Source organism: Roseateles noduli (genome assembly GCF_050626985.1).
GTDB lineage: Bacteria > Pseudomonadota > Gammaproteobacteria > Burkholderiales > Burkholderiaceae_C > Roseateles > Roseateles noduli_A.
This window is the reverse complement of the sequence record NZ_CP192463.1, coordinates 3,703,460-3,725,989: the sequence shown is the minus strand read 5'-3', so window position 1 is coordinate 3,725,989 and position 22,530 is coordinate 3,703,460. Positions and strand designations below refer to the sequence as shown.

Here is a 22,530-nt window from a genome sequence, read left to right as displayed (position 1 = left end):
CGTCGATGTCGGTGTCGGTGTTGCTCATTCGTTGAGCGCGACCCAGCGGCCTTGCACTTGAAGGATCAGCAGTCGGTTGTGGAAGACGCGCTGCAGCGCGGCGTGTGTCGCCGGGTCGTGCGGCGCGCCCTCATGGACGATGCGACCGCCATCCATCACGACCAGCGTGTCCGCCTGCAGGGCGACGTTGAGCTCATGAAGAACGCTGACGACGGCGCCGCCCGCCGCGACACGCTCGCGCACGATGCGCGCCCAGTCGCTCTGATGCGGCGGATCCAGGTGGGCCAGCGGTTCGTCCATCAGCAGCACGCCGGCACGCACGGCCAACGCGCGGGCCAGCAACACCCGCTGCCGCTCGCCGCCGGACAGGCTGCCCAGCGCGCGGTCCTTCCAGTCCCAACTCTGCGTCTGCCGCATCGCGTGTTCGACCGCTTCATGGTCGGCCGCACTGGCCGGCGCCAGCCACGGCTGATGCGGCAGGCGGCCCAGCATCGCGATGTCGTAGGCGGTCAGGTCTTCGGACGCTGCCTCGTTCTGACCGAGCCAGGCGACCTGCCGTGCGCGCGCCTTCGCCGGCCACGCGGTCCACGGCTTATCGTCCAGCGTCACGGCGCCGTCGAAGGGCAGCAGGCCCGCGATGGCGCGCAGCAGCGTCGACTTGCCCGCGCCGTTCGGCCCGACGATGGCGGTCCACGCGCGTGGCGCGGGTGCCAGCGTCAACGCGTGCAGCACCGGGCGATGGCCTAACGACAGTGACTTCAGTTCGATGCGCAGTGACGGCACGTGGCCGAGGTCCACGGCGCCAGCGCCAGTGCCCATGTCGGCGCCGATGCCGGTGCCGTAGGCGATGCCGGTGCCGGTGCCGGTGCCGGTGCCGGTGCCGGTGCCGGTGGCGATGCCGGTGCCGTCGATCACGCTGCCATCGGCGGGTCGTCCAGACTCATTGAAACGGGCGGCGCTCATCGCGAGCCTCCGGCGCCACCGAAATGCGCCTTGCGCCGGTGCATCAGCCACAGCAGATAGCTGCCGCCGAGCAGGGCGGTGATGATGCCCACCGGCAGTTCCTGCGGCGCGATGACCCAGCGCGCGGCGATGTCGGCGGCGAGGAGCAGCGCGCCCCCCGTCAGCGCCGAGAGCAGCAGCAGCGCGCCGTGGGTGGTCGGTCCCCAGCTGCGCACGAGGTGGGGCGCGACGAGGCCGACGAAGGCGATCAGTCCGCATTGCGCGACCGCCGCGCCGGTCGCGAGCGAGAGCGCGGCGATCAGGAGCAGTCGGATCAACGTGAGCCGCTGTCCGAGCGAACGCGCGGTGTCTTCGCCAAGCGTCAGCGCATCGAGCGTGCGGCTGCAGCCGAGCGCGACCAGCAGGCACAGGCCCATCGCGACGACCATGACCTGCACCGCGCTCCAGCCGACATAGCCGGTGCTGCCGAGCATGAAGGCCTGCATGGCGCGCAGGATGTCGGGATTCATCAGCGTCAGCAGCGCGGAGCCGGAGCCCAGCACCACGCCGACGACCACGCCCGCCAGCAGCAGTCGCAGGCTCTGCGTGACGCCGCGCGCGAGCACGAGCGTGAGCAGCACCGCCCCGATGGCGCCGACGAAGGCCGCGCCGGTCATGCCGACGCGCAGCGCCAGCGCGGCCGCGGCGGGCGAGACGCCCATGACGAAGAGCAATGCGGCGACGCCGAGCGAAGCGCCCGCGGAGCAGCCCAGCAGGTACGGATCAGCGAGGGGATTGCGGAACAGGCCCTGCGCGATCGCGCCGGCCAGCGCCAGCAGCGCGCCGGCGAGCCACGCGCCGATGGAGCGCGGCGCGCGGATGTCCCACAGGATCATGCGCATCGTGTCGCTGCTCTCCGTCCACGGACTCCATCCCATGCTGCCGATGGCCAGGCCCAGCGCCAGCAGGGCGGCGCCGAGCAGCAGCAGCGCCGTCAGCTGCGCCGCCGTCTTGGGGGAGAGCAGGGAGGAGGGCCGCATCAGCGCATGCCCCCGGGCGGCGCGTTGAAGGGCACCGTCGGCAGCGGCACGGGGCCGGCCGCCGCCTCACGCAGGCAACGCGCCATCAGCGCCGCGGCCACCGACATGCGGGGGCCGGGGCGGACGAGCACGTCGGACTCCGATGGGATCCAGACGCAGATCCGCTGGTTCTTCACCGCGCGGATCGCGGGCCAGCCCGGTCGTTGCGGCAGTCCCGCCGCGTTGCGCTGGCCGACCATGATGACCTGCGGATCGGCGCGGACGATGAATTCGGGGTTGAGCTTGGGGAAGGGACCGAGCTCGGCCGGGATGATGTTCTTCGCGCCGAGCCGCGTCAGGATCTCGCCCATGAAGGACGCCGTGCCCGCGCCGTAGGGGCCGGCGTCGACCTCGTAATAGACGCTGACGCCCCGCGCGCCCGGCGGCAGCGTCGCGGCGCTCTGCGCGATGTGGCCGTCGACGCGGTTCCACAGCCGCCGCGCGTCGTCCTCCTTGCCGAGGATCTGCCCCATCTTGCCCAGCACGCGCTGGACGTCGTTCATGCTCTTGGGCTCGAGCGCGACGACCTTCAGGCCGAGGCCCTCCAGCCGGTCGATCACGCGCGCGGAGACGCCCAGCACCACGACGTCCGGCTTCAGCGCCACCAGCGCCTCGATGCTGGTGTCGTCGAGACCGCCCAGGCGCGGCAGCTTCTGCACACTCACCGGGAAGTTGGAGAAGCGGTCCACGCCGACGACCTTCGCGCAATCGCCGAGCTCGCAGATGGTCTCGGTCAGCGAGGGCAGCAGGCTGACGATGCGTCGCGGCACGTCGGGCAGCGTGACCGTGTGGCCGCGGTCGTCCTTCAGCGTGATCGGCGTGGCGATCGCGGTCGTCGCGAATGTCGCGAAAGTCGAGAAGACCGCGAACGTCGCGAACATCCCCAGCCTCGCGCCACCCGCCGCGACCCTCATCGCGCCTTGCATCCAGCGTTCCATCGACGTCATCCGTTGTGCTCCTCGTTCGCTTCGTTCGACGCCTCGGCGGTCTGGCCGGCGCCGTCCAGATCCTCGACGGGCCGCGTCCATGGCTGTCCGGCCACCATCAAGGTGAGCTCGGCGCACTGCCGCGCGACGAGCTGGTTGAGCCAGCCCAGTTCGTCCACATACGCGCGCACCTCGCGACCCATCGGCATCACGCCCCAACCGACCTCGTTGGAGACGAAGACGACGGGCGACGCCAGTTGCGGCAGCAGTCGCTGGAGGTCGGCGCATTCGGTGCGCCAGTCGCCGAGACGCGGCGCGCCGTCCATCGGCATCAGCCAGTTCGTCAGCCAGAGCGTCAGGCAATCGACGACGATCAATCGCTGCGGCGAGGCCGCGGCGCGCAGCGCCTCGCACAGGCGCAGCGGCGCTTCGAGGGTGTCGAAGCCCGCCGGTCGGTCCGCGCGGTGGCGCGCGATGCGCTCGCGCATCTCGTCGTCATGGGCCTCGGCGGTCGCGATGACGGTGACCCGGTGCGTCGGCGTGCGCGCCCAGCGCAGCGCGAGGCGCTCCGCATGGCGCGACTTGCCGCTGCGCTGGCCGCCGATGATCAGGTGATGAGCGGACATCCGGAATCTCCAGTGAAAGCCAGGCATTGACGCCGAGAGACAGACCTTACCGCCTGGGCCTGCCGCGTCGGATTACAGCGACGGCGAATAACGCAGCGCGACGAACCAGGTGCGCGGCGCCTGCTGGTAGAAGTTCGCCGTCTGGTAGTCGCGGTTGAAGGCGTTGTCGACGTTCAGCTGTAGGCGCCAGTCCTTCGCGAATGCGTATTGCGCGTCCAGGTTGAGCAGGCCGTAGCCGCCCAGGCGGGTCTTGTTGGCGGCGTCGTCGAAGCGTTGTCCCGAGCCGACGACGTTCGCGCCCAGCGTCCAGGCGCTCAGGGTGGTCTCGGCGCGCAGCGTGCCGAAGCGCTTGGCGCGGCGTTGCAACTGCCGGCCGCTGTTGGCGTCGGTGGGGTCGAGGAAGTCCGCCGTGGCGCTCAGGTTCACCGGACCCAGCTGCGCACCGCCCTTGAGGCTGGTGCCCTTGAGCAGCGCGCGCGCGACGTTGCTGTAGCAGCCGGTCGTCGAGCGGCAGGTCCCCGCCGCGCCGAACGCGATCAGGTCGGTGACCCGGTTGTGGAAGGTCGTGACCGAGAAGTCGAAGTTCCCTTGCGCCCACGCCAGCCCGGCTTCGCGGTTCTGCGCGCGCTCGGGGCGGAGTGCCTCCACGCCGGCCTTGGTCGTGTCGGGACCGTAGACGCTGCCGCGCTGATAGAGCGTGGGCGCCCGGAACGCATTGCCGGCCGAGGCCGTCACGCGCCAGCCGCCGCCGATCTTGAAGCCCGCCGCCAGGCTGCCGGTGTCGATGCCGCCGAATTCGCTGTCGTCGTCATGCCTGCCGTGCGCCTGCAGGCTGAAGGCGCCCAGCGTGCCGAGGTAGCTCAGGCCGAGCGCGTTCTGGTCGCGATCGCCCTTGCCGCCGCCGACGAGGTCGGTGTTGACCAGGCGATCTTCGCGACGCTCCAGCAGGGCGTTGAGCTGATGCTGCTCGTTGATCCGGTAGAAGCCCTGCAGCGAGGCGCTGCGGATGCGCGTCTTCGTCAGGTAGGGCGAGCTCGGCTTGGTCTCGTAGTTCTCTTCGGACTGACCCGCCGACAACTGGGTCGACAGCACGGAGGACCAGGTGGAGTTCAGGCTCAGCTTGCCCGCCAGCGTCTCGGTGATGCCGCGGTCGTCGGCGTTCTTGCCGGCGTCGTAGCCGGCGTTGCTGCGGCTCTTCAAGCCGATGAACTCGAGGCGCTGGCCTTCGGCCACGCGAGCGCCCAGGCGCAGGCTGCCGCTGTAGTTGCGCCAGCCGTCGGCGTCGGGGTTGTAGCTCCGGGCCGCCGTGTTCAGGTAGGCGTTGAAGCCGGTGCCGCGGTCGAGCGCGAGCGAGCCGGCGTAGTCGAAGTCCGCCGTGCCGCCGCTGATGCCGACGTCGGCCTTCACCTGACCGAGGTTGCCGCCGCCGAGGCCGAGGTCCAGCTGCGTGCGGCCCGCCCCCCGGCGCGTGAAGATCTGCACCACGCCGCCGATGGCGTCGGAGCCGTACAGCGCGCTGGCCGGGCCCTTGAGGACCTCGATGCGCTCGATCTGCGAGACCGGCAGGTTCTGCCAGCTGGCGCCGCCGGAGGATTGACCGTCCACGCGCACGCCGTCGATCAGGACCACGGTGTGCCGGGTCTCGGCGCCGCGCACGAAGACGGAGGTCGAATTGCCCGGCCCGCCGTTGCTGGTCATCTGCAGGCCGGCGACGTTGCGCAGCAGAGCGGCGATGTTGCCGAAGCCCTGGCGCTCGATGGTGTCGCGGTTGATGACGGTCAGGTCGGCCGCGACGTCGGACAGCTTCATCGGGCTGCGCGTGCCGGTGACGGTGACGTCGTCGAGCCGGCTCGAAGGGGTGACGGTGGGGGAGGCCGCGGGGGACGTCGCGGGGGAGGCGGAAGCGGAGGAGGGGGCGGACTGCGCGGCCGCGGCCGTGGAGAACGTCGCAAGCGCCGGGAGCGCCGGGAACGCCAGGAGCGTCGACAGGGCGAGCGCCATCGGGGTGAGGGCAGGCAGCGAGCGGGCACCAGCGCGCGCGCGCGAAACGAACGGAAGCATGAGGAACGGACCAACGACGGAGTTCAGACGCCTGCTCACCCGCAGGGCCTCTGAGAAACGGCGTCGCCGGCTCGTCGTCGGATCGTCCTTGTGAAAGCTCACGAAGGACGCGTCGCGCGATCGGCTGGAGACGCCACCTGTTGGCCGGTATCCGGGCTGGTGGCCGCTGCCTGTGTCCTTCCCAGCGCAGACGCGCCAGTGGACGTGGGGACAGGCAGTGCCGGCTGCCGCCCGGTGTTCCCTCTTCAGGATCCCGGGCGCGCGACCGGCGGCCACTTACCGTTGCGGGGACAGCTCAGGTTGGTTCGCGCATCGGGGATGCGACCACTTCCTGATTCCCGTTTAACTGCACGGACGCAATGTCCGCGCGAGCACCAACGGCGCGCATTCTAGCGAGCTGCGGGCGTCGTGGTGCTGTCGCTGGTCGTGGGCTTGGGCTGCAGCGCGCCATCCGGTGACTTCGGCACCTTGGGTTTCTTCTTCGGCGGCTTCTTCGGATCCTTGGGCTTGGGCTTCTTCGGATCCGCGGGTTTCGCCGGCTTCGCAGCGCGCTGCCCCGGCAGGCGGCCATCGATGCCGGCGGCCTTGGGCGGCGCCTTCGCCGACTGGCGTTCGCGCTCCCGTTCGCGCACAGCCAGGTCGCGCGTCTCGGCGGCCGTGCGCTTGCGCGCGGTGTCGGCCTCCTTGGGATCGACCGGGTCCTTCGGGACCTCGGCCTTGCGGCCCTGTCCTTCGGGGCAGGGACTGTCGCGCAAGTCCTGACCCTCCGGGCCGCAGCGGTAGAAGCCGAAGGTCCGCTCCTGCTGCGGGGGCGCCTTGGGCACGTCCTGCGCGTTCGCCGCGCCAAGCATGAGGACCAGAACAGCAGTCGTCAGGATCAGGGCGGCGCGCGCGGGCATGTCAGTCTCCGGGGATAGGGGGTGGGGCAGGGGGAACTGCCGGGGAAGGCACAGGAGCAGGGGCAGTGGCAGTGGCAGTGGCAGTGGCAGTGGCAGGGGTTGCGGCGGCTGCCGTGGCGGCGGCCGTCGAGGCCGCGGTCACCACCGTGCCGGCAACCGGGGCGCCAGCCGTCGGCGCGGCGCCTGCGGCACCGGGCTTGGGCGGCAGGCCCGTCGGCAGATTGGCGGGCAGATGGGCAGGTCTGGGCGGCTTGGGCCGGGGCGGTTTGGCATGCAGCAGCGCCACGGCCTTGGCCATGTCACCGCCCGTCATCAGCTTGAAGGCCTCGAGCGACTTGCCGATGCAGTCCTCGACCGCCTGGCGCTCCGCCACCGGCGGCTTGCGCAGCACGTAGCCGGCGACCTCGCCCTTGTGGCCCGGATGGCCGATGCCCAGACGCAGGCGCCAGAAGTCGCCGCTGCCCAGCTGGGCCTGCATGTCCTTCAGCCCGTTGTGGCCGGCGTTGCCGCCGCCCTGCTTGAGCTTGAGCTCGCCGGGCGCGATCTCGAGCTCGTCGTGGATCGCCAGGATCTCCTCCGGCGCGATCTTGAAGAAGCGCGCCAGCGCCGCCACCGACTTGCCCGAGAGATTCATGTAGGTCATCGGCTGCAGCAGCCAGATCGGACCGGACGCGCCCGGCGCGTCGTTCACGCGCGCGACCAGGCCGAAGTACTTGGTGTCCAGCTGCGGCGTGACCTTCAGGCCGCGCGCCAGCGCATCGATCCACCAGAACCCGGCGTTGTGGCGGGTGTCCTCGTATTCAGGGCCGGGATTGCCCAGGCCGACAAAGAGACGAATCATGGGGCGCGATTATCAGTGTCGAGCTCAAAAGCAGAAGGCCCCGCGAGCGGGGCCTTCTTTGGAGGGAAGCCACCCCGAAGGGGGCCTCCCGGCAACGAACGCAGACCTCGTCAGGCCAGCGTCCGGAGAGGAAGAAATTACTTCTTCTTCTTTTTCTTGTCGTCGGCCGGGGCAGCTGCCACGACGATGACTTCTTCCGCCGCGGCCGGGACCGGGGTCGCGACCACCGGGTTCGGCTTGCCGTGCGTGACGATCTTGATGTGATCGGCCAGCTTCAGGTCGTTCACGTGGATCGAGTGACCCATCGTCAGACCGCTCAGGTCGACTTCGATGAACTCGGGCAGCTGTTGCGCCAGGCAGGTGATTTCCAGCTGGGTCAGCACGTGGTTCACGGTGCCCTTGTCGGTCTTGACGGCCGGCGACTCGGCTTCACCCACGAAGTGCAGCGGCACCTTCTTGGTGATCTTGGTCGTGGCGTCGACGCGCTGGAAGTCGACGTGCAGCACTTGCTGCTTGTACGGGTGCATCTGGAAGTCACGCAGCAGCACTTGCGTGGTCTTGCCTTCCACTTCCATGTCGAGGATGGAGCTGTGGAAAGCTTCCTTCTTCATGGCGTGGAACAGCGCGTTGTGATCCAGCTCGATGACTTCCGGGGTGCCGGCGCCGTAAACGATGCCAGGAACCTTGCCAGCGTGGCGCAGGCGGCGGCTCGCTCCGGTCCCCTGCAGCTTGCGCTCAAAAGCGACGAATTTCATATCAATCTCCAAGAATGGACGAAGCGCCAGGATTGACGCTCCGGATGAAGGCCCCGCGACCAGGCGCCTTCGCGAAACGGCCGCTGTCCTGACGAACAGCGGCCGGAACTCAGGATGCGATCAGAAGTTGTTGTTCTGCTCGCTAAAGAGGGAGGTCACCGACTCACCGTCCGAAATGCGGCGGATGGTCTCGGCGAACAGGAAGGCCACCGACAGCTGGCGGATCTTGCCGCAGGCCTTGGCGGTTTCCGACAGCGGAATGGTGTTGGTGATGACGACCTCGTCCAGCAGCGAACCCGCGATGCGCTCGATGGCCGGGCCCGACAGGATCGGGTGCGTGCAGTAGGCGAAGACGCTCTTGGCGCCGCGTTCCTTCAGCACTTCCGCGGCCTTCACCAGCGTGCCGGCCGTGTCGATCATGTCGTCCATGATCACGCAGTTGCGGCCGTCGATCTCGCCGATGACGTGCATCACCTCGGAGACGTTGGCCGACGGACGGCGCTTGTCGATGATCGCCAGGTCGCAGCCCAGCTGCTTGGCCAGCGCACGGGCGCGGACCACGCCGCCCACGTCGGGGCTGACCACCACCAGGTCCGCGTAGTTGCGGGCCTTCAGGTCCGACAGCAGCACCGGCGAGGCGTAGATGTTGTCGACCGGGATGTCGAAGAAGCCCTGGATCTGGTCCGCGTGCAGGTCCATCGTCAGGACGCGCTCGACGCCGACGGTCTCCAGCAGGTTGGCCACGACCTTGGCCGAGATCGGCACCCGCGTCGAACGCGGACGGCGGTCCTGGCGCGCATAACCGAAGTAGGGGATCACGGCGGTGATGCGGCGCGCGCTGGCGCGCTTCATCGCATCGACCATGATCAGCAGCTCCATCAGGTTCTCGTTCGTCGGCGCGCAGGTGGGCTGAACGATGAAAACGTCGCGGGCGCGCACGTTCTGCTGGATTTCAACAGCCACCTCGCCGTCGGAGAACCGACCGACCACGGCCTTGCCGAGCTCGAGGCCCAGATGCGTGGCGATTTCTTTGGAGAGGGTCGGGTTTGCGTTACCCGTGAAGAGGACGGTATTGAGCAGCACAGCGGGCCATCCTTAGACTTATGGCCCGGTGGCCAACCCAGCGGGTCCCGGATTGAAACTGAGAATTTGGCAGGGGAGGAAGGACTCGAACCCTCGCATGTCGGAATCAAAATCCGATGCCTTGACCAACTTGGCGACTCCCCTACACCGGACACTGTTCGTAGAACAGCACCCTACAACCTTCAATCTTCAGCCCAGCCCCGCAAGGGGTGAACCGACAGACTGCGACACATTTTTCCGACCCAACCGTCCGGGAGTTTTTGGAACTCACCTTCCGGTGTCGCCTTGAGATTGCTCTCCAGGCCGGAAACTGCATCTATCTTTTCCGCTGCTGTCTGCATTGCATTCAGCGAGGGTCGAACTATAGCAAAAACTGCACTGCCTGAGCCCGTCATACGAGAATTTTCGTAGCGGGTCTGCAACCATTCAAGCGCCTTCGATACTTCGTTGCTTGCAGCTTCCGCGGGAGGTTGCAGATCATTTCTGCCCCATCCTTCAAACAACTGCTGAACGAGTATTTCCGACGTTTGGTGATCGCGGACAATATTGCCTTTTGGGCTATCTGTTCGTTCACCCCAGCTATTGGCTTCGTTACTCTGAGATTCTGTTACCAGAATCCCTTCGCTGCGTCGGCCGTTCGCTGCAGGAAAGCCCGCTACTATAGCCACGCTTTCTGACCTTTGCAACAGCGGACTGGAAAAAATTTCCTTGGTGCCGATGCTGACCGCGGGTTTGACCACCGCGAGCCGCAGCTCCGGCACCTCCAGCGGCGTCAGCACCTCGCCGATGCCTTCGACGAAGGCGTTGCGACCGCCGACGAAGAACGGCACGTCCGCGCCGAGCGCCAGCGCGATCGGCAGCAGCCGCTCACGCGACCAGTTCAGTCCCCACAGCCGGTTCAGCGCCAGCAGCGTGCTGGCCGCGTCCGACGAGCCCCCGCCCATGCCCGCACCGGAGGGCAGGCGCTTCTCGATGTGGATGTCCGCGCCGAAAGCGCAGCCGCTGGCCTGCCGCAACGCGCGCGCGGCGCGCAGGCACAGGTCGTCCGGCGGCAGCGTGTCGCCCTGGTCGTGGCGATGCAGCGCGCCGTCGTCGCGGCGCTCGAAGTGCAGCGTGTCGGCCCAGTCGATCAGCACGAACAGCGATTGCAGCAGGTGATAGCCGTCCGGCCGCTTGCCCACCACGTGCAGGAAGAGGTTGAGCTTGGCCGGCGCCGGCACGTCGTAGAGCGCCTTGAGCGGCGCCGCGGAGGGGGAGGAGATCATGGACGTCGTGGACGTGGGGACAGGATGGCCAGAGAGATTCAGGGCGACGCCGGCGCGTCGAGTTTCAGGCGCAGCGTGGCCAGCGGTTCCGGCCCGTTCGGATTGAGGCGCTGGGCGGAGATCAATTGATTGTCGAAGCGCCGGAGGTCGACCTGCCAGCCGAGCTGCTGGAAGCCCGTTTCGCCGTCGGCCCGCGACGGCGCCTGCGGCCACGGCCGTCCGCGCAGCCAGTCGAACAGCGCCTGCAGCGGCAGCGTCTCGCCGAGCAGCTCCTGCGTCAGCGCGTCGATGTCGTCATAGGCGCGGTCGCCATCGGGGGTCTTGACCCAGGCCGAGCCCGGCTGCCACGACACGCGCGCCACCAGGCTGCCCATGGGGGTGCTCATCTCGAGCTGGCCACGGCGCGGATCGCCGAGCAGTTCGAAGTTGGCGTTGACGTTCTGTCCGCGCTGGCCGCCGGCACCGGCCGGGACGATCAGTCCGAACTTGCCGGTCAGGCGCGGCGCATCGGCCAGCGCCGCGGCGTCCGTGCCCGATGCCTTGGGCACCGAGCTGCAACCGGCGAGCACCGCCACGCCGAGCGCCGCCATCGCGCCCGCGCTGAACTGCCGCCGCCGCATCAGGGACGAACCTGCAGTCGCTGCATCGTCGACTGCAGCGCCTCGTTGCGCGGATCGCGGCGGGCAGCGTCGGCGAAGACACGGCGCGCCTCGTCCTGCTGTCCGGCGGCCCAGAGCACCTCGCCCAGATGGGCGGCGATCTCCGCATCCGGACGCGAGCCGTAGGCCTGGCGCAGCAGCCGCTCGGCCTCGCCGAGCCGGCCCAGTCTGAACTCCACCCAGCCCATGCTGTCGACGATGAAGGGTTCGCCCGGCGCGAAGCTCAGCGCCTTCGAGATCAGGTCGCGCGCCTCCTGCAGCCGCTCGTTGCGATCGGCCAGCGAGTAGCCCAGCGCGTTGTACGCGTGGTAGTGCTGGGGCTTGAGCTGGATCACCTTCTGCAGCAGCGCTTCCATCTCCTGCGCGCGGCCGAGCTTCTCGGCCATCATCGACTGCTCGTAGAGCAGGTCGGCGTCCTCGGGGGCGTCCTTGATCGCGGTGCCGAGCAGGTCATAGGCGGCCTGCCACTGCTTGTTGTCGCGCAGCAGCTGCGACTCGGCCAGCGTGCGGGCGCGGCGGTCCTGCTCGCGGTCGGCGGGCAGTTGATGCAGCAGCTTGCGGCCTTCCTCGAGCTTGCCCTGGCGCGCCAGCAGCGAGGCGCGGCGATAGGCGATGTCGAGGTTGCCCGGCGCCGCCTCGATCGCGGCCAGCCGCTTCTCGGCTGTCTTGAAGTCGCCGCGCATCTCGGCGGCCTGGGCGAGCAACAACTGACCCTGCTGCTTCGCTTCACGGTCCGCCTTGTCCAGACCGGCGGCGGCAATCGCGCGCTCGGCCAGCGACGAGACGTCCGGCTTCTCGACCAGCTTCATGTAGCGCTGCAGCGCGTCCTCGGCGGCGTCGGGATGCTGCAGGTCCAGCTCCAGCGAGCCCAGCGCCAGCCAATGGCCGGGCTCGTCGGGCGACTGCTGCGTCAGCGTGCGGAACTCGCGCGCCGCGTCGCCGGGGCGCTGCGCGCGGGCCAGCGCGCGGGCGTAGGCCAGGCGCAGCGACTGCTTGTCCGGCTTGGCTTGCAGCTCGGCGGTGATCAGCGCCTCGGCCTCGGGGCGGCGGGGCAGCAGCTCCAGCGCCATCAGCAGCGGTTCCTCGCGGTCCGGGAAGTCCTTCGCGGCGGCGCGGACGTGGATCAGCGCGGTCTCGTAGCGGTCGGCCTTCTTGGCGAATTCCGCCAGCACCAGCAGCGAGGCGAAACGGGTCTCCGGCCTCGCGGCGGTCTCGCGCAGCATCGGCTCGAAGGCTTCCTGGATGCGCACCGGTTCCGGATTGCGCTGGAACAGCGCCGGCAGCGCGGCGATCAGCGGGCCGCGGCCGTCGGCCGGCGTCATCGCGAGCAGCGAACGCAGCACCGGCGGGATCTCGGCCGGGCGGTTCAGCAGCGCGAGCAGCTGGATCTGCGTGCGATGCGCCTCGACCGAGTTCGGGATCGCCTCGCGCCAGGCGCGGGCGGCGATGACGGCCTGGTCGCCGGCGCGCGACTGCAGCGCGATCTGGACGACGCGGCGGAAGAGCTCCTCGTCGCCGCTGCGCCGTGCGGCGTCGAGCAGCACCTGGAAGGCGACGCCGGGTTCGCCGCCCTGGAGTTCCATCTCGCCGATCAGCAGCTGATAGAACATCGGCGCGTCGAGGTCGGAATTGACCACGGGCGCGGAGGCGGCGGAGGCGGGCGCGTCCGCGGCCGCCGGGGCGGGAGACGGATCGGACTGGGGCGACGGCGAGATCTGGGCGTGGGCGGCGCAGCTCAGGGCGAGGGCGGCGGAGAGCCACCAGCGGTGGCGCACAAGGGCGGGCATGACGTGACTCCTGAACTGGGCGGGAAGGCTCGCGGGGCAAACCGGGGGCCGCGGACCATTCTAGGGACCCCGGAACCAGGTCGCGCCTATGATCCCGGGATGCCCGAGTTACCGGAAGTTGAAGTTACACGACGAAGTTTTGCGCCGGCCATCGCCGGGGCGCGCGTGCTGGATGTCCGGCTGGGAAAACCGCTGCGCTGGCCGCTCGGCGTCGCGGCCGAACGGCTGGTCGGACGACGCGTCGGCGAGACGACGCGGCGCGGCAAGTACCTGTGGCTGCCGCTGGTGCCGACCGCCGAGCAGCCGGGCCATCCGGAGGAGGACGGCGGCGGGCTGCTGATGCATCTGGGGATGTCGGGCTCGCTGGCGTTCCGCGAGCAGCCGCCCCCGGCGGGGCCGCACGATCATTTCGAGCTGGTCACCGACCGCGGCGTGCTGCGGCTGACCGATCCGCGGCGTTTCGGCGCCGTCGTGTGGTCGGACGGGCTGGACGTGGAACCGGCCGCGAAGCTGCTGTCCCGCATCGGGCTGGAGCCCTTCGACATCGAATTCCACGGCCCCTATCTGCATGCAGGCTTCCGCGGCCGGCGCGTCGCGGTGAAGCAGGCGATCCTGGCCGGCGACGTGGTCGTCGGCGCGGGCAACATCTATGCGTGCGAGGCGCTGTTCATGGCCGGCGTCGACCCGCGCGCGCCGGCGGGCAAGCTCAGCAAGCCGCGCGCGGAGAAGCTGGCGGGCGCGCTGCGGCAAGTGCTCGGCGAGGCGCTCGAAGCCGGCGGCAGCACGCTGCGCGACTTCAAGGACGCGCACGGCGTGGCGGGCAGCTTCCAGATGCAGGCGCGGGTCTACGGACGCGAGGGCGAGCCCTGCCGCGTGTGCGGCACCAAGATCCGGCGCATCGTGCAGGGGCAGCGGTCGACCTTCTTCTGCCCGGGCTGCCAGAAACGATGAGCGCCAAACCGCGAGCCGAGCCGCCAGCCTTGAGAGACCTGACCCCCGCGCCCTCCTTGCCGGCATCCTCTGCGCCGATCTCTGCGCCGACTCCTCCGATGACCGACGACGAACTGGACGACCGCGTCGAGGCGGTGCGCGGCGATTTCGCGCCGCGGCTGCTGGCCTGGCAGCGCCGCGACGGCCGCCATGACCTGCCCTGGCAGAACACGCGCGATCCATACCGCGTGTGGCTGTCGGAGATCATGCTGCAGCAGACGCAGGTGACGACGGTGCTGGGCTACTACCGGCGCTTCCTGGAGCGCTTCCCCGACGTGGCCGCGCTGGCCGCCGCGCCCAACGACGAGGTGATGGCCGCCTGGGCCGGACTGGGCTACTACAGCCGCGCGCGCAACCTGCACAAGTGCGCGCAGGCGGTGGTGGCGCTGCATGGCGGCGCGTTCCCGCGCAGCGCGGCGGTGCTGGCGGAGTTGCCCGGCATCGGCCGGTCGACGGCGTCAGCGATCTCGTCGTTCTGCTTCGACGAGCGGGTCGCCATCCTGGACGGCAACGTGAAGCGCGTGCTCGGCCGTCTGCTGGCCTTCGACGGCGACCTGGCCTCGGCGGCGCAGGAGAAGCGGCTGTGGCGCCAGGCGGAGGCGCTGCTGCCGGCGTCGCCCGCGGACATGCCGGCCTACACGCAAGGGATGATGGACCTGGGCGCGAGCCTGTGTTCGACGCGCAGCCCGCAATGCCTGCTGTGCCCGGTGGCCTCGCTGTGCGCGGGGCTGGCGGAGGGCGATCCGACGAGATATCCGATCAAGACGAAGAAGCTCAAGCGCGGCCAGCGGGAGAACTGGTGGCTGTGGGTCGAGCACGAGGGCCGCATCTGGCTGCAGCAGCGGCCGGCCGAAGGCGTCTGGGGCGGCCTGTGGACGCTGCCCCTGTTCGATGACGAGGCGGCGCTGACGGCGCAGAGCGCGGCGCTGGGCGTCGCAGCGCCGGAGACGCTGCCGCGGGTGAAGCATGTGCTGACGCACTTCGACTGGCTGCTGCACCCGCGCCGCGCGCTGCTCACGCGCGAGACGCGGCCCGCCGGCGACGGCGTGTGGGTCGCGCGCGAGCGGCTGGCGGAGTACGCGCTGCCGGCGCCGCTGAAGAAGCTGCTGGACTAGGGCAGCGCCGCGGGACTCAAGCGGCGCGTCCCTCGCGGTCCGGACCGGCGACGGGCGGCCAGGGGCGCTGCTGGAACTTGAAGTTCCGCATGTCTTCGCCGCGCTCGTCGAGGGCGGCATTGAATGCCGTCAGTTGCGCGCGGAGCTTGACGATCGCCTGTTGGGCGACGGCCTCGGGCTTGCTGCTCCTGGCCAGGGCGCGCAACCCGGCCGCCTGGGTCCGTCGCGCTGCCTTCAGGATCGGGTTCAGGGTGCGACTGACCCACGCCGTGCGGTCCTCCCACTGCGCCACTGACTGCGGATCGGGCACGCCGGGCTTGAAACCGAAGATGCTCACGCGGAACTCCGCCCCCGAGAGGTCATCGTCCAGCAGCGACAGCTCCTCGCGCAGCGGCGCCTGGGCTTCCTTGCGCCGCGCCATCTCGGCGAGCTTCGCTTCTTTCATCCGCTGCGGCGACAGGTGCTGGACCAAGGCGTTCCGCGCCGACTGCGCGGTATGGGCCACACGCGACAGTGCGCCGCGCAGCAGCGTGGCGGGGGAGACCGTGCGCCGTGCGGCGCTCGGGATCGGTTCGGGATGCGGCGTCTCGGGGAGTGCGTCGTCCGGGTGGATGACCTTCTTGCGTTCGAGGAGGCCGCGCAGACTGGCGGTCTGCCCCTTGATCTTCGTCACGTCGTCGTGCAGGTCTCGCATGCGGCCGGCCATGAGGTCGCTGCGACCTGCATCGATCGCCGACGCAATGCGCTGGGCGGTCGCGCGAATCCTGGCGAAGTCGGGTTCGGAAATGCCATACCGGTGGCCGCCCCCGGCGATGCGATCCAGCGCCGTGCCCAGCCGGGAGAGTTCCCGCTGGTCGTACGCGAAGGCGTCGAGGTGGGCGGCGACGTGATGCAGTCCTTGCGGCAACTGGTTGATGTCGCAGTCGAGCTCGTACAACTGGGTGGCGCTCGCCGGGGAATTGCCAAGGAACTCGTTCGCCCGCCGCGACAGCGTCTGCGTTTGCGCGCGCAGCGAGTTGTCCGCGCCCGGCCACTGTCGCGCGACCGTGTTGAGCCACACCGCCCGCTTCTTCACCCTGTCCTCGATGCCGGGATTGTTCTTCGGGCTGAAGTTCGTCTCGATGTCGAGCGCCGCCAGCGCTTCGTCGATGGCATGGTCGGTGTCGAGGCGGGTGCCAGCGCCGGGGCGTTCGGAAATGGTCGTCATGCTGATCTTCCTGCGGACATTGCGTGCAAGGAGAGTCAGTCGTCTGATAACCGATCAGGTTCCCGGGTGGCACCTGCCGCTGTCGCGCGACGTCCGGCCGGTGCCCGCGCAGACGCCGGTGGTCAGGCGTCTCCGGCTCGGTGGCCGCGGGCGCCTCCGGGGTTCCGCGCGTTGCCGGCGGGCGCTGCTCCGTTATGCTCGCGCGGATCACGGACGGGGGGCCAGGGCGGCTCCGCATCCGCTTCCACCGCATCCAGGGACACCATGTCGAACGACGTCAAGCCGGGCCGGGCCGCGGCCATCAAGAGCGCATTGGAATCGGCCTTCATCGCGCTGCTCGCCAGCGGCGTGTGCCTGTGGTTCCTGATCAGCGAGACCCAGGTGGCCGGCGAGGGCGATCCGGCCAAGCTGACCATGCTCGGCATGGGGCTCTTCGCGGGCTTGTGCGCGCACTTCGCGTACATGGGCATCGCGGTCAAGCGCGCGGAGCGCGGCGTGGTGCTCTGGATGATCCTGATGCTGGTGCTGATGCCCTTCGCGTCGGTCGTGCTGGGCATCCTGCTGTTCAACCAGGTGCAGGAGATCGAGCACCAGGCGGTCGAGCAAAGCTGAACGCCGCGGGGGCGACCCCGTCCGCGCTTGCCGCGCCTGCCGCGCGCGCAAGCCCGCGTCGGCTCAGCGCGCGTCGAGTTCCCGATGCCGCTTCAACACCTGCCCGTGGAAGGCGAACTGCTTGGCCAGCGTCTCGACGAGGTAGACCGAGCGGTGCTGCCCGCCGGTGCAGCCGATGGCGACGGTCAGGTAGCTGCGCTGGTCCTGCGCGAAGTTCGGCAGCCACTGCGCGATGAAGGCGCCGATCTGGCTGAGCATCAGCCGGACCTCGGGCTGGCTCTCCAGGTAGGCCGCGACCGGTTCGTCGCGGCCGGTGAGCGGACGCAGTTCGCGGTCGTAATACGGGTTGGGCAGCACGCGGACGTCGAAGACGAAGTCCGCGTCGCTGGGCACGCCGTGCTTGAACGCGAAGGATTCGAACACCAGCGTCAGCGAGGAGCCGCTCACATGCACCAGGTCGCGCAGCCAGCCGCGCAGCTGCGCGGGGCGGAGCTGGCTGCTGTCGATGACGGTGGACTCCATGCGCAGCGGCGTCAGCAGCTCGCGCTCGAGCGCGATCGCGTCCTGCAGCGCGCGGTGCGTGTCGCCGTCGTCGCGCAGGTCGTGACGGGCGCGCAGCGGGTGTGGGCGACGCGTCTCCGAGAACCGGCGCAGCAGCGTGTCGTCGTCGGCGTCCAGGAAGATCGCGCGCAGCGAGACGCCTTCCTGGCGCATTTCCTTGATGTGCAGCAGCAGCTGCGGCAGCGAGCCGGCGCTGCGCACGTCCACCGCGATCGCGACACGGCGCCAGCCGCGCTGGCGTTCCAGGTCGAGGAACTGCGGCAGCAGCTCGGGCGGCAGGTTGTCGACGCAGAAGAAGCCGGCATCCTCGAGCGCGTGCATCGCGATCGACTTGCCGCCGCCGGACATGCCGGTGACGAGCACGACCTCGCCGCGGGGCGAGGTGTCGGTGGGGGTGGCGAGGGCCGGGGGCACCGGAGCGGTATGGGGCGCGCTCACGGCTTCACCTTTCTGTTGGGGGACTTGCCGGCCTGATCGGCGGGGCTGCCCTTGGCGGACAGCTCCAGCATTTCCTGCGCATGCGCGAGCGAGGTCGACGACAGCCGTTCGCCGCCGAGCATGCGGGCGATCTCGGCGGTGCGGGCCTCGCCGGCGATGGGTCGGACGTCGGAGTTGGTCTTGCCGTCCTTGAGCGCCTTGGCGACAAGGAAGTGGTGATCCGCGCAGGCGGCGACCTGCGGCAGATGCGTGACGGCCAGGACCTGCGCGCGCTGGCCGAGCTGCTTCATCAGCCGGCCGACGGTCTCCGCGACGGCGCCGCCGACGCCGGCGTCGATCTCATCGAAGATCAACGTGCCGGCGCCGCTGTTCTGCTGGCTGGTCGTGACGGCGATGGCCAGCGCGATGCGCGACAGCTCGCCGCCGGAGGCGACCTTGGCCAGCGGGCGCGGCGTGCTGCCGGCGTGGCCGGCGACGAGGAACTCGGCGGACTCCAGCCCGAAGCTCTGCGGCTCGTCCTGCGGCAGCAGCGCGACCTCGAAGCGGCCGCCGGACATGCCCAGCTGCTGCATCGCCTGCGAGACGGCGTCGGACAGCGTCGGCGCCGCCTTGGCGCGCGCGGTGCTGACGGTCCTGGCTTCCTTCTGATACCGCTTCAACGCGGCGGCCTGCTTGGCCTGCAGCGCGTCGAGGTCGGTGGCGGCGTCGAGCTGTGCGAGCTCAGCCTTCCATTCGTCGAGCAGCGCGGCCAGGTCGGCCGGCTGACGGCGGTAGCGCCGCGCGAGCGTGACCCAGGCGGACACGCGCTCGTCGAGCTGCTGCAGCCGGTCGGGGTCGAGGTCGGCGGCGTTCAGGTAGGAACTGAGGCTGTGCGCGGCATCCTGCAGTTGCGCCTGCGCGCCGAGCAGCGCGCTGACGGTGTCCTGCAGGCCAGCGTCGTAGACGAGCACGTCCTGCAGCGCGGAGAGCGCCTCGTCGGTCAGCGACTCGGCGTTGATCTCGGCCTCGGCGATGCGTTCGAGCGCGCCGCGGGCGGCGTCCATCAGCGACTGCGCATGCGACAGGCGCTGGTGTTCCGCGTTCAGCTCGTCCCACTCGTCCGCGCCGGGCGCGAGGCGGCCGAGCTCGCCGATCTGCCAGCTCAGGCGCTCGTGCTCGCGGGCGAGGTCGGCCTGTTTCGACTGCGCGGCGGACAGCGCCTCGGTGGCCTGGCGCCACTCGGTGAAGGCGGCGGCCATCGGCCTGGTCTCGATCTGGGCGAAGCTGTCCAGCAGCTCGCGCACGCTCACGGGGCGGGTCAGGCCTTGCCAGGCGTGCTGGCCGTGGATGTCGAGCAGGTGTTCGGCGAGTTCGCGCAGCTGGGCGACGGTGGCGGTGCCGCCGTTGATCCATGCGCGGCTCTTGCCTTGGGCGTCGATCACGCGGCGCAGGAGCAGCGTGTCATCGGCGCCGTCGACGGCGGAGTCGAAGCCGGCTTCCTCGAGCCAGGGGGCGAGGACGGCGGGGCGGTCGAACTCGGCGGAGATTTCGGCGCGGGTGGCGCCTTCGCGGACGACGGCGGCGTCGCCGCGGGAGCCGAGGGCCAGTTGGAGGGCGTCGATGAGGATGGACTTGCCGGCGCCGGTTTCACCGGTGAGGGCGGAGAAGCCGGCGGCGAAGTCGAGTTCGAGCGCCGGGACGATCACGAAGTCCTTGAGGGCGAGGCGGCGCAGCATCAGGTGGTGCCTTCGTTCCAGCGGAGTTTGCGGCGCAGGGTGGCGTAGTAGGACCAGCCGCGGGGGTGGAGGAAGGGGGCGCGGTGCTGGGAGCGGCGCACGGTGATGCAGTCGCCGTGGAGCAGGGAGGCGAGGGATTGCATGTCGAAGTTCACCGACGCGTCGCGGCCGGCGACGATGGTGAGGCGGACCTCGCCGTTGTCGGGCAGCACGATGGGGCGGTTGGAGAGGGCGTGGGAGGCGATGGGCAGGAGGACCCAGCCGGCGATGCCGGGGTGGAGGATGGGTCCGCCGGCGGAGAGGGCGTAGGCGGTGGAGCCGGTGGGGGTGCCGACGATGACGCCGTCGGCGCGCATGTTGGCGACGAACTCGTCGCCGACGTCCACGCGCAGTTCGACCATGGCGGCGGTGGCGCCGCGGGAGACGACGACATCGTTGAGGGCGACGCCGGAGAAGATCTGTTCGCCGTCGCGGATCACGGCGCCTTCGAGGAGGGAGCGGTGCTCGATCTCGAAGTCGCCGGCGAGGATGGGGGCGAGGGATTCCTTGAACTGGTCGGCGGAGATGTCGGTGATGAAGCCGAGGCGTCCCTGGTTGATGCCGACGAGGGGGAGGTTGTAGCGGGCGACCTGGCGGGCGAAGCCGAGCATGGTGCCGTCGCCGCCGACGACGATGGCCAGGTCGCACTGGGTGCCCAGTTCGGCGTGGGACAGGCCGGGGAGGGCGGTGATGCCGGTGCTGTCGGCGGTGGCCTGTTCGAGGGAAACATCCAATCCCTGGGAGGCGACAAAATCGGCAATCTCTTCCAGGATGGGCCGGATGCCCCGCGACTGGGGTTTTCCGACGATGGCCACATGGCGGAAGCGCTTGGACATGGCGGGAATTACACCACAGCGAACTGCTGGGACCGGGGGTATGCGGGGGGTGGCGCCGCCGGCTTCTTTAGAATGAAAAACATGCTCGACGATCGCGCGAAGACACTGCTGAAGGCTCTGGTGGAGCGGTACATCGCCGACGGTTCGCCGGTGGGGTCGCGCACCTTGTCGAAGGCGTCGGGGCTGGAGCTGAGCCCGGCGACGATCCGCAACGTGATGGCGGACCTGGAGGAGCTGGGGCTGATCGCGAGCCCGCACACCAGCGCGGGGCGGATTCCGACGGCGCGGGGGTACCGGCTGTTCGTGGACACCTTGCTGACGGCCAAGCCGGGCATGCCGCGCGAGGGGGTGGGGTCGTTCGAGAGCCAGTTGTTGCCTGACCAACCGCAAAAGGTGATCGCGAGCGCGGCGCATCTGCTGAGCAGCCTGTCGAGTTTCGTGGGGGTGGTGACGTCGCCGCGGAAGACGGCGGTGTTCCACCACATCGAGTTCCTGCGTCTGGGGGATCGACGGGTGCTGGTGATCATGGTGTCGCCGGACGGGGATGTGCAGAACCGGCTGGTGTTCACGGCGCAAGACCTGACCCAGTCGGACCTGACGGAGGCGAGCAACCGGCTGAACGCGCACTACGCGGGGCTGAGCCTGGACGTGGTGCGGGACCGCCTGAGGTCCGAGGTGGACCAACTGCGCGGGGAGATCGCCAAGCTGATGAGCGCGGCGGTGGACGTCGGGCAGCAGGGGGTGACGGAGCACGAGCCGATGATCATCTCGGGGGAGAGGAACCTGCTGACGGTGCAGGACTTCAGCCACGACATGGGGAGCCTGCGGCGGATGTTCGACATGTTCGAGCAGAAGACGCAGCTGATGCGGCTGCTGGATGTGTCGGAGCGCGCGGAAGGCGTGCGGATCTACATCGGCGGGGAGAGCCAGGTCGTGCCTGTTGAAGAGCTGTCGATCGTCTCCGCGCCGTACGAGGTGGATGGCGAGGTGGTGGGCACGCTCGGCGTCATCGGCCCGACGCGCATGGCCTACGACCGCATGATCGAGATCGTCGACATCACGTCGAGGATGGTGAGCAACGCGTTGTCGCAGAAGTAGCCGCGCTTCGCGGCTCGTCAGGCCGGCCCCCAAGCATGCTTACAATCCGCCGCTCCGGTGCAACGCCGGAACCAACGAACCCGCCAGGGTTCGTATATGCGATTACCCCCGGGGGCCGTTAGCTCAGTTGGTTAGAGCAGAGGACTCATAATCCTTTGGTCACAGGTTCAAGTCCTGTACGGCCTACCAGCAGTTGTGTCTGCGAATCGGAGATCTTCGTCTTATTCCTCGCCCCAAGGTCTTGGGGAAAGGACAGCGCAGCGCGGCAGTTGGCAAGCTTAAACGTCAATGGAGTGCCGACCTTGACACAGTTAGCTGAGCAGTTGCTGAGAGATGCAATTGAGGATCAGCGTACCCGCATGAGCGGCTACGAGATCCCTTCGGAAGCTCTCACATTTGAAACCTTGCGCGCATTGGACTACGCCTTTTGCCGCGAACTCCTCCCCCATCGACCAGCCTTGAAAGAGGAGGAGCAGCTCTATCACTTCATTCTGCAACGTGGGGTGAATGGGGCACTCTCCCGGGTCTTGCCAATCGGACTGACCAACACGCACCCTCGTCTCTCTCGTTCTACACACAGAACTGGCGACAAGGCAGATCAGTTCCTGCTCGACCGCGTTGGCCACTTGCGTGAATCGCGGCACCTCTTGCTTCCGGAGATGCCCGCCAGTGGTGTACTTGCCTTGGAATGAGTACCAGTCGGGAAAGGTTTGCAATCGTGCGTTCTCGCGAACCGTCAGCGTGCGCGGCTCCGAATAGTGCAATAGGTCGTCAGTTCCTTTGGCCGCAAGGACAACATGATGCCTGCAGATCGGCTGGGCCACCTTCGTCTACAAGGGCAAGACCTTCCGCGGATGGTTCCATAGCAAGCACAACTATGAGGACATGGGCGAACTCGGCGGCAAGCCGCTGCGTCTCGTGTGTGACCTCAAGGACGAACCGGTCGGTCGCCCGGAGATCGGCAGCTACGGGATCTGCACCGTGCAGAAGTGATGG

The 22,530-nt window shown here is 69.2% G+C and carries 21 protein-coding genes, 2 tRNA genes, 1 pseudogene and 1 riboswitch; of the genes and pseudogenes, 6 read left to right on the top strand and 18 right to left on the bottom strand.

Translation table 11 applies throughout. The annotated features are described in order from the left end of the window. Positions 1-24: 24 nt before the first annotated feature. From ACQ4L4_RS16245 to ACQ4L4_RS16185, 13 genes and pseudogenes are all read right to left on the bottom strand, one after another. The gene (locus ACQ4L4_RS16245; RefSeq protein ID WP_431099968.1) at positions 25-963 is read right to left on the bottom strand and encodes an ABC transporter ATP-binding protein; all 939 of its coding nucleotides are present in this window, start codon (positions 961-963) and stop codon (positions 25-27) included. Beyond that, positions 960-1,982: a FecCD family ABC transporter permease gene (locus tag ACQ4L4_RS16240; RefSeq protein ID WP_431099967.1), complete on the bottom strand. Its 1,023-nt coding sequence runs from the start codon at positions 1,980-1,982 to the stop codon at positions 960-962. The genes ACQ4L4_RS16245 and ACQ4L4_RS16240 overlap by 4 nt, the downstream gene beginning before the upstream one ends. Further along, the gene (locus ACQ4L4_RS16235; protein WP_431099966.1) at positions 1,982-2,968 is read right to left on the bottom strand and encodes an ABC transporter substrate-binding protein; all 987 of its coding nucleotides are present in this window, start codon (positions 2,966-2,968) and stop codon (positions 1,982-1,984) included. Before ACQ4L4_RS16235 ends, ACQ4L4_RS16240 begins: the two co-directional genes overlap by 1 nt. After that, the gene (cobU, locus tag ACQ4L4_RS16230) at positions 2,965-3,573 is read right to left on the bottom strand and encodes a bifunctional adenosylcobinamide kinase/adenosylcobinamide-phosphate guanylyltransferase (protein WP_431099965.1); all 609 of its coding nucleotides are present in this window, start codon (positions 3,571-3,573) and stop codon (positions 2,965-2,967) included. Before cobU ends, ACQ4L4_RS16235 begins: the two co-directional genes overlap by 4 nt. A gap of 72 nt (positions 3,574-3,645) precedes the next feature. After that, a complete protein-coding gene (locus tag ACQ4L4_RS16225; protein ID WP_431099964.1) occupies positions 3,646-5,634 on the bottom strand; it encodes a TonB-dependent receptor domain-containing protein in 1,989 nt (662 codons plus the stop codon). Between the two features lie 125 nt (positions 5,635-5,759). Further along, positions 5,760-6,028: riboswitch (cobalamin riboswitch) on the bottom strand. Further along, on the bottom strand, positions 6,024-6,533 hold the full coding sequence (locus tag ACQ4L4_RS16220) for a hypothetical protein (RefSeq protein WP_431099963.1): 510 nt from the start codon (positions 6,531-6,533) through the stop codon (positions 6,024-6,026). It overlaps the preceding riboswitch by 5 nt. Positions 6,534-6,768: 235 nt before the next feature. Then, a pseudogene (gene pth, locus ACQ4L4_RS16215) lies at positions 6,769-7,374 on the bottom strand (aminoacyl-tRNA hydrolase); the annotation flags it as partial. Between the two features lie 137 nt (positions 7,375-7,511). After that, complete coding sequence (locus tag ACQ4L4_RS16210) at positions 7,512-8,129, bottom strand: 50S ribosomal protein L25/general stress protein Ctc (protein ID WP_431099962.1); 618 nt, start codon at positions 8,127-8,129, stop codon at positions 7,512-7,514. Between the two features lie 120 nt (positions 8,130-8,249). Next, the gene (locus ACQ4L4_RS16205; protein ID WP_377160709.1) at positions 8,250-9,212 is read right to left on the bottom strand and encodes a ribose-phosphate pyrophosphokinase; all 963 of its coding nucleotides are present in this window, start codon (positions 9,210-9,212) and stop codon (positions 8,250-8,252) included. 67 nt (positions 9,213-9,279) lie between these two features. Then, positions 9,280-9,356, bottom strand: a tRNA-Gln gene (locus tag ACQ4L4_RS16200). Positions 9,357-9,394: 38 nt separating this feature from the next. Next, a complete protein-coding gene (ispE, locus tag ACQ4L4_RS16195; RefSeq protein ID WP_431099961.1) occupies positions 9,395-10,477 on the bottom strand; it encodes a 4-(cytidine 5'-diphospho)-2-C-methyl-D-erythritol kinase in 1,083 nt (360 codons plus the stop codon). A 38-nt stretch (positions 10,478-10,515) separates the two neighbouring features. Next, a complete protein-coding gene (locus ACQ4L4_RS16190) occupies positions 10,516-11,097 on the bottom strand; it encodes a lipoprotein insertase outer membrane protein LolB (RefSeq protein WP_431099960.1) in 582 nt (193 codons plus the stop codon). Continuing rightward, positions 11,097-12,923: a tetratricopeptide repeat protein gene (locus tag ACQ4L4_RS16185; RefSeq protein ID WP_431099959.1), complete on the bottom strand. Its 1,827-nt coding sequence runs from the start codon at positions 12,921-12,923 to the stop codon at positions 11,097-11,099. Before ACQ4L4_RS16185 ends, ACQ4L4_RS16190 begins: the two co-directional genes overlap by 1 nt. 99 nt (positions 12,924-13,022) lie before the next feature. Here ACQ4L4_RS16185 and mutM point away from each other — a divergent pair, with 99 nt between their 5' ends. Together mutM and mutY are read left to right on the top strand one after the other, a co-directional pair. Then, on the top strand, positions 13,023-13,874 hold the full coding sequence (gene mutM / locus ACQ4L4_RS16180) for a bifunctional DNA-formamidopyrimidine glycosylase/DNA-(apurinic or apyrimidinic site) lyase (RefSeq protein ID WP_431099957.1): 852 nt from the start codon (positions 13,023-13,025) through the stop codon (positions 13,872-13,874). Between the two features lie 98 nt (positions 13,875-13,972). After that, positions 13,973-15,028: an A/G-specific adenine glycosylase gene (mutY, locus tag ACQ4L4_RS16175; protein ID WP_431099956.1), complete on the top strand. Its 1,056-nt coding sequence runs from the start codon at positions 13,973-13,975 to the stop codon at positions 15,026-15,028. Positions 15,029-15,044: 16 nt separating this feature from the next. Here mutY and ACQ4L4_RS16170 read toward each other — a convergent pair whose 3' ends face one another. After that, positions 15,045-16,235 (bottom strand): hypothetical protein, encoded by a 1,191-nt coding sequence (locus ACQ4L4_RS16170; RefSeq protein WP_431099955.1) that lies wholly within the window; start codon positions 16,233-16,235, stop codon positions 15,045-15,047. A 264-nt stretch (positions 16,236-16,499) separates the two neighbouring features. Here ACQ4L4_RS16170 and ACQ4L4_RS16165 point away from each other — a divergent pair, with 264 nt between their 5' ends. Beyond that, the gene (locus ACQ4L4_RS16165; protein WP_377160724.1) at positions 16,500-16,847 is read left to right on the top strand and encodes a hypothetical protein; all 348 of its coding nucleotides are present in this window, start codon (positions 16,500-16,502) and stop codon (positions 16,845-16,847) included. Between the two features lie 63 nt (positions 16,848-16,910). On the opposite strand, the gene rapZ is transcribed toward ACQ4L4_RS16165, so the two are convergent. The 3 genes from rapZ to ACQ4L4_RS16150 are packed head-to-tail and all read right to left on the bottom strand — an operon-like array spanning position 16,911 to position 20,436. After that, the gene (gene rapZ, locus ACQ4L4_RS16160; RefSeq protein ID WP_431104949.1) at positions 16,911-17,822 is read right to left on the bottom strand and encodes an RNase adapter RapZ; all 912 of its coding nucleotides are present in this window, start codon (positions 17,820-17,822) and stop codon (positions 16,911-16,913) included. 20 nt (positions 17,823-17,842) lie between these two features. Beyond that, positions 17,843-19,561 carry a DNA repair protein RecN gene (recN, locus tag ACQ4L4_RS16155; RefSeq protein WP_431099954.1) on the bottom strand — a complete coding sequence of 573 codons (1,719 nt, stop codon included), beginning with the start codon at positions 19,559-19,561 and terminating at the stop codon, positions 17,843-17,845. Continuing rightward, positions 19,561-20,436, bottom strand: a complete 876-nt coding sequence (locus tag ACQ4L4_RS16150; RefSeq protein WP_431099953.1) for an NAD kinase — start codon at positions 20,434-20,436, stop codon at positions 19,561-19,563. Before ACQ4L4_RS16150 ends, recN begins: the two co-directional genes overlap by 1 nt. An 81-nt stretch (positions 20,437-20,517) precedes the next feature. Here ACQ4L4_RS16150 and hrcA point away from each other — a divergent pair, with 81 nt between their 5' ends. Both hrcA and ACQ4L4_RS16140 read left to right on the top strand, forming a co-directional pair. Then, complete coding sequence (hrcA, locus tag ACQ4L4_RS16145) at positions 20,518-21,534, top strand: heat-inducible transcriptional repressor HrcA (RefSeq protein WP_431099952.1); 1,017 nt, start codon at positions 20,518-20,520, stop codon at positions 21,532-21,534. Positions 21,535-21,646: 112 nt separating this feature from the next. Further along, positions 21,647-21,723 (top strand) — tRNA-Ile (locus ACQ4L4_RS16140). Between the two features lie 122 nt (positions 21,724-21,845). Here ACQ4L4_RS16140 and ACQ4L4_RS16135 read toward each other — a convergent pair. Continuing rightward, a complete protein-coding gene (locus tag ACQ4L4_RS16135) occupies positions 21,846-22,358 on the bottom strand; it encodes a DNA cytosine methyltransferase (RefSeq protein ID WP_431099951.1) in 513 nt (170 codons plus the stop codon). On the opposite strand from ACQ4L4_RS16135, the gene ACQ4L4_RS16130 reads away from it, so the two are divergent. After that, positions 22,339-22,527: a DUF6795 domain-containing protein gene (locus ACQ4L4_RS16130; protein ID WP_431104948.1), complete on the top strand. Its 189-nt coding sequence runs from the start codon at positions 22,339-22,341 to the stop codon at positions 22,525-22,527. The two genes, ACQ4L4_RS16135 and ACQ4L4_RS16130, sit on opposite strands and share 20 nt — an antisense overlap. Positions 22,528-22,530 lie beyond the last annotated feature (3 nt).

What these genes read in the sequence shown, in the direction of transcription:
- ACQ4L4_RS16245 (WP_431099968.1), bottom strand. Translation starts at nt 963, where the DNA reads ATGAGCGCCGCCCGTTTCAATGAGTCTGGACGACCCGCCGATGGCAGC.
- ACQ4L4_RS16240 (WP_431099967.1), bottom strand. Translation starts at nt 1,982, where the DNA reads ATGCGGCCCTCCTCCCTGCTCTCCCCCAAGACGGCGGCGCAGCTGACG.
- ACQ4L4_RS16235 (WP_431099966.1), bottom strand. Translation starts at nt 2,968, where the DNA reads ATGACGTCGATGGAACGCTGGATGCAAGGCGCGATGAGGGTCGCGGCG.
- cobU (WP_431099965.1), bottom strand. Translation starts at nt 3,573, where the DNA reads ATGTCCGCTCATCACCTGATCATCGGCGGCCAGCGCAGCGGCAAGTCG.
- ACQ4L4_RS16225 (WP_431099964.1), bottom strand. Translation starts at nt 5,634, where the DNA reads ATGCTTCCGTTCGTTTCGCGCGCGCGCGCTGGTGCCCGCTCGCTGCCT.
- ACQ4L4_RS16220 (WP_431099963.1), bottom strand. Translation starts at nt 6,533, where the DNA reads ATGCCCGCGCGCGCCGCCCTGATCCTGACGACTGCTGTTCTGGTCCTC.
- ACQ4L4_RS16210 (WP_431099962.1), bottom strand. Translation starts at nt 8,129, where the DNA reads ATGAAATTCGTCGCTTTTGAGCGCAAGCTGCAGGGGACCGGAGCGAGC.
- ispE (WP_431099961.1), bottom strand. Translation starts at nt 10,477, where the DNA reads ATGATCTCCTCCCCCTCCGCGGCGCCGCTCAAGGCGCTCTACGACGTG.
- ACQ4L4_RS16190 (WP_431099960.1), bottom strand. Translation starts at nt 11,097, where the DNA reads ATGCGGCGGCGGCAGTTCAGCGCGGGCGCGATGGCGGCGCTCGGCGTG.
- ACQ4L4_RS16185 (WP_431099959.1), bottom strand. Translation starts at nt 12,923, where the DNA reads ATGCCCGCCCTTGTGCGCCACCGCTGGTGGCTCTCCGCCGCCCTCGCC.
- mutM (WP_431099957.1), top strand. Translation starts at nt 13,023, where the DNA reads ATGCCCGAGTTACCGGAAGTTGAAGTTACACGACGAAGTTTTGCGCCG.
- mutY (WP_431099956.1), top strand. Translation starts at nt 13,973, where the DNA reads ATGACCGACGACGAACTGGACGACCGCGTCGAGGCGGTGCGCGGCGAT.
- ACQ4L4_RS16170 (WP_431099955.1), bottom strand. Translation starts at nt 16,235, where the DNA reads ATGACGACCATTTCCGAACGCCCCGGCGCTGGCACCCGCCTCGACACC.
- ACQ4L4_RS16165 (WP_377160724.1), top strand. Translation starts at nt 16,500, where the DNA reads ATGTCGAACGACGTCAAGCCGGGCCGGGCCGCGGCCATCAAGAGCGCA.
- recN (WP_431099954.1), bottom strand. Translation starts at nt 19,561, where the DNA reads ATGCTGCGCCGCCTCGCCCTCAAGGACTTCGTGATCGTCCCGGCGCTC.
- ACQ4L4_RS16150 (WP_431099953.1), bottom strand. Translation starts at nt 20,436, where the DNA reads ATGTCCAAGCGCTTCCGCCATGTGGCCATCGTCGGAAAACCCCAGTCG.
- hrcA (WP_431099952.1), top strand. Translation starts at nt 20,518, where the DNA reads ATGCTCGACGATCGCGCGAAGACACTGCTGAAGGCTCTGGTGGAGCGG.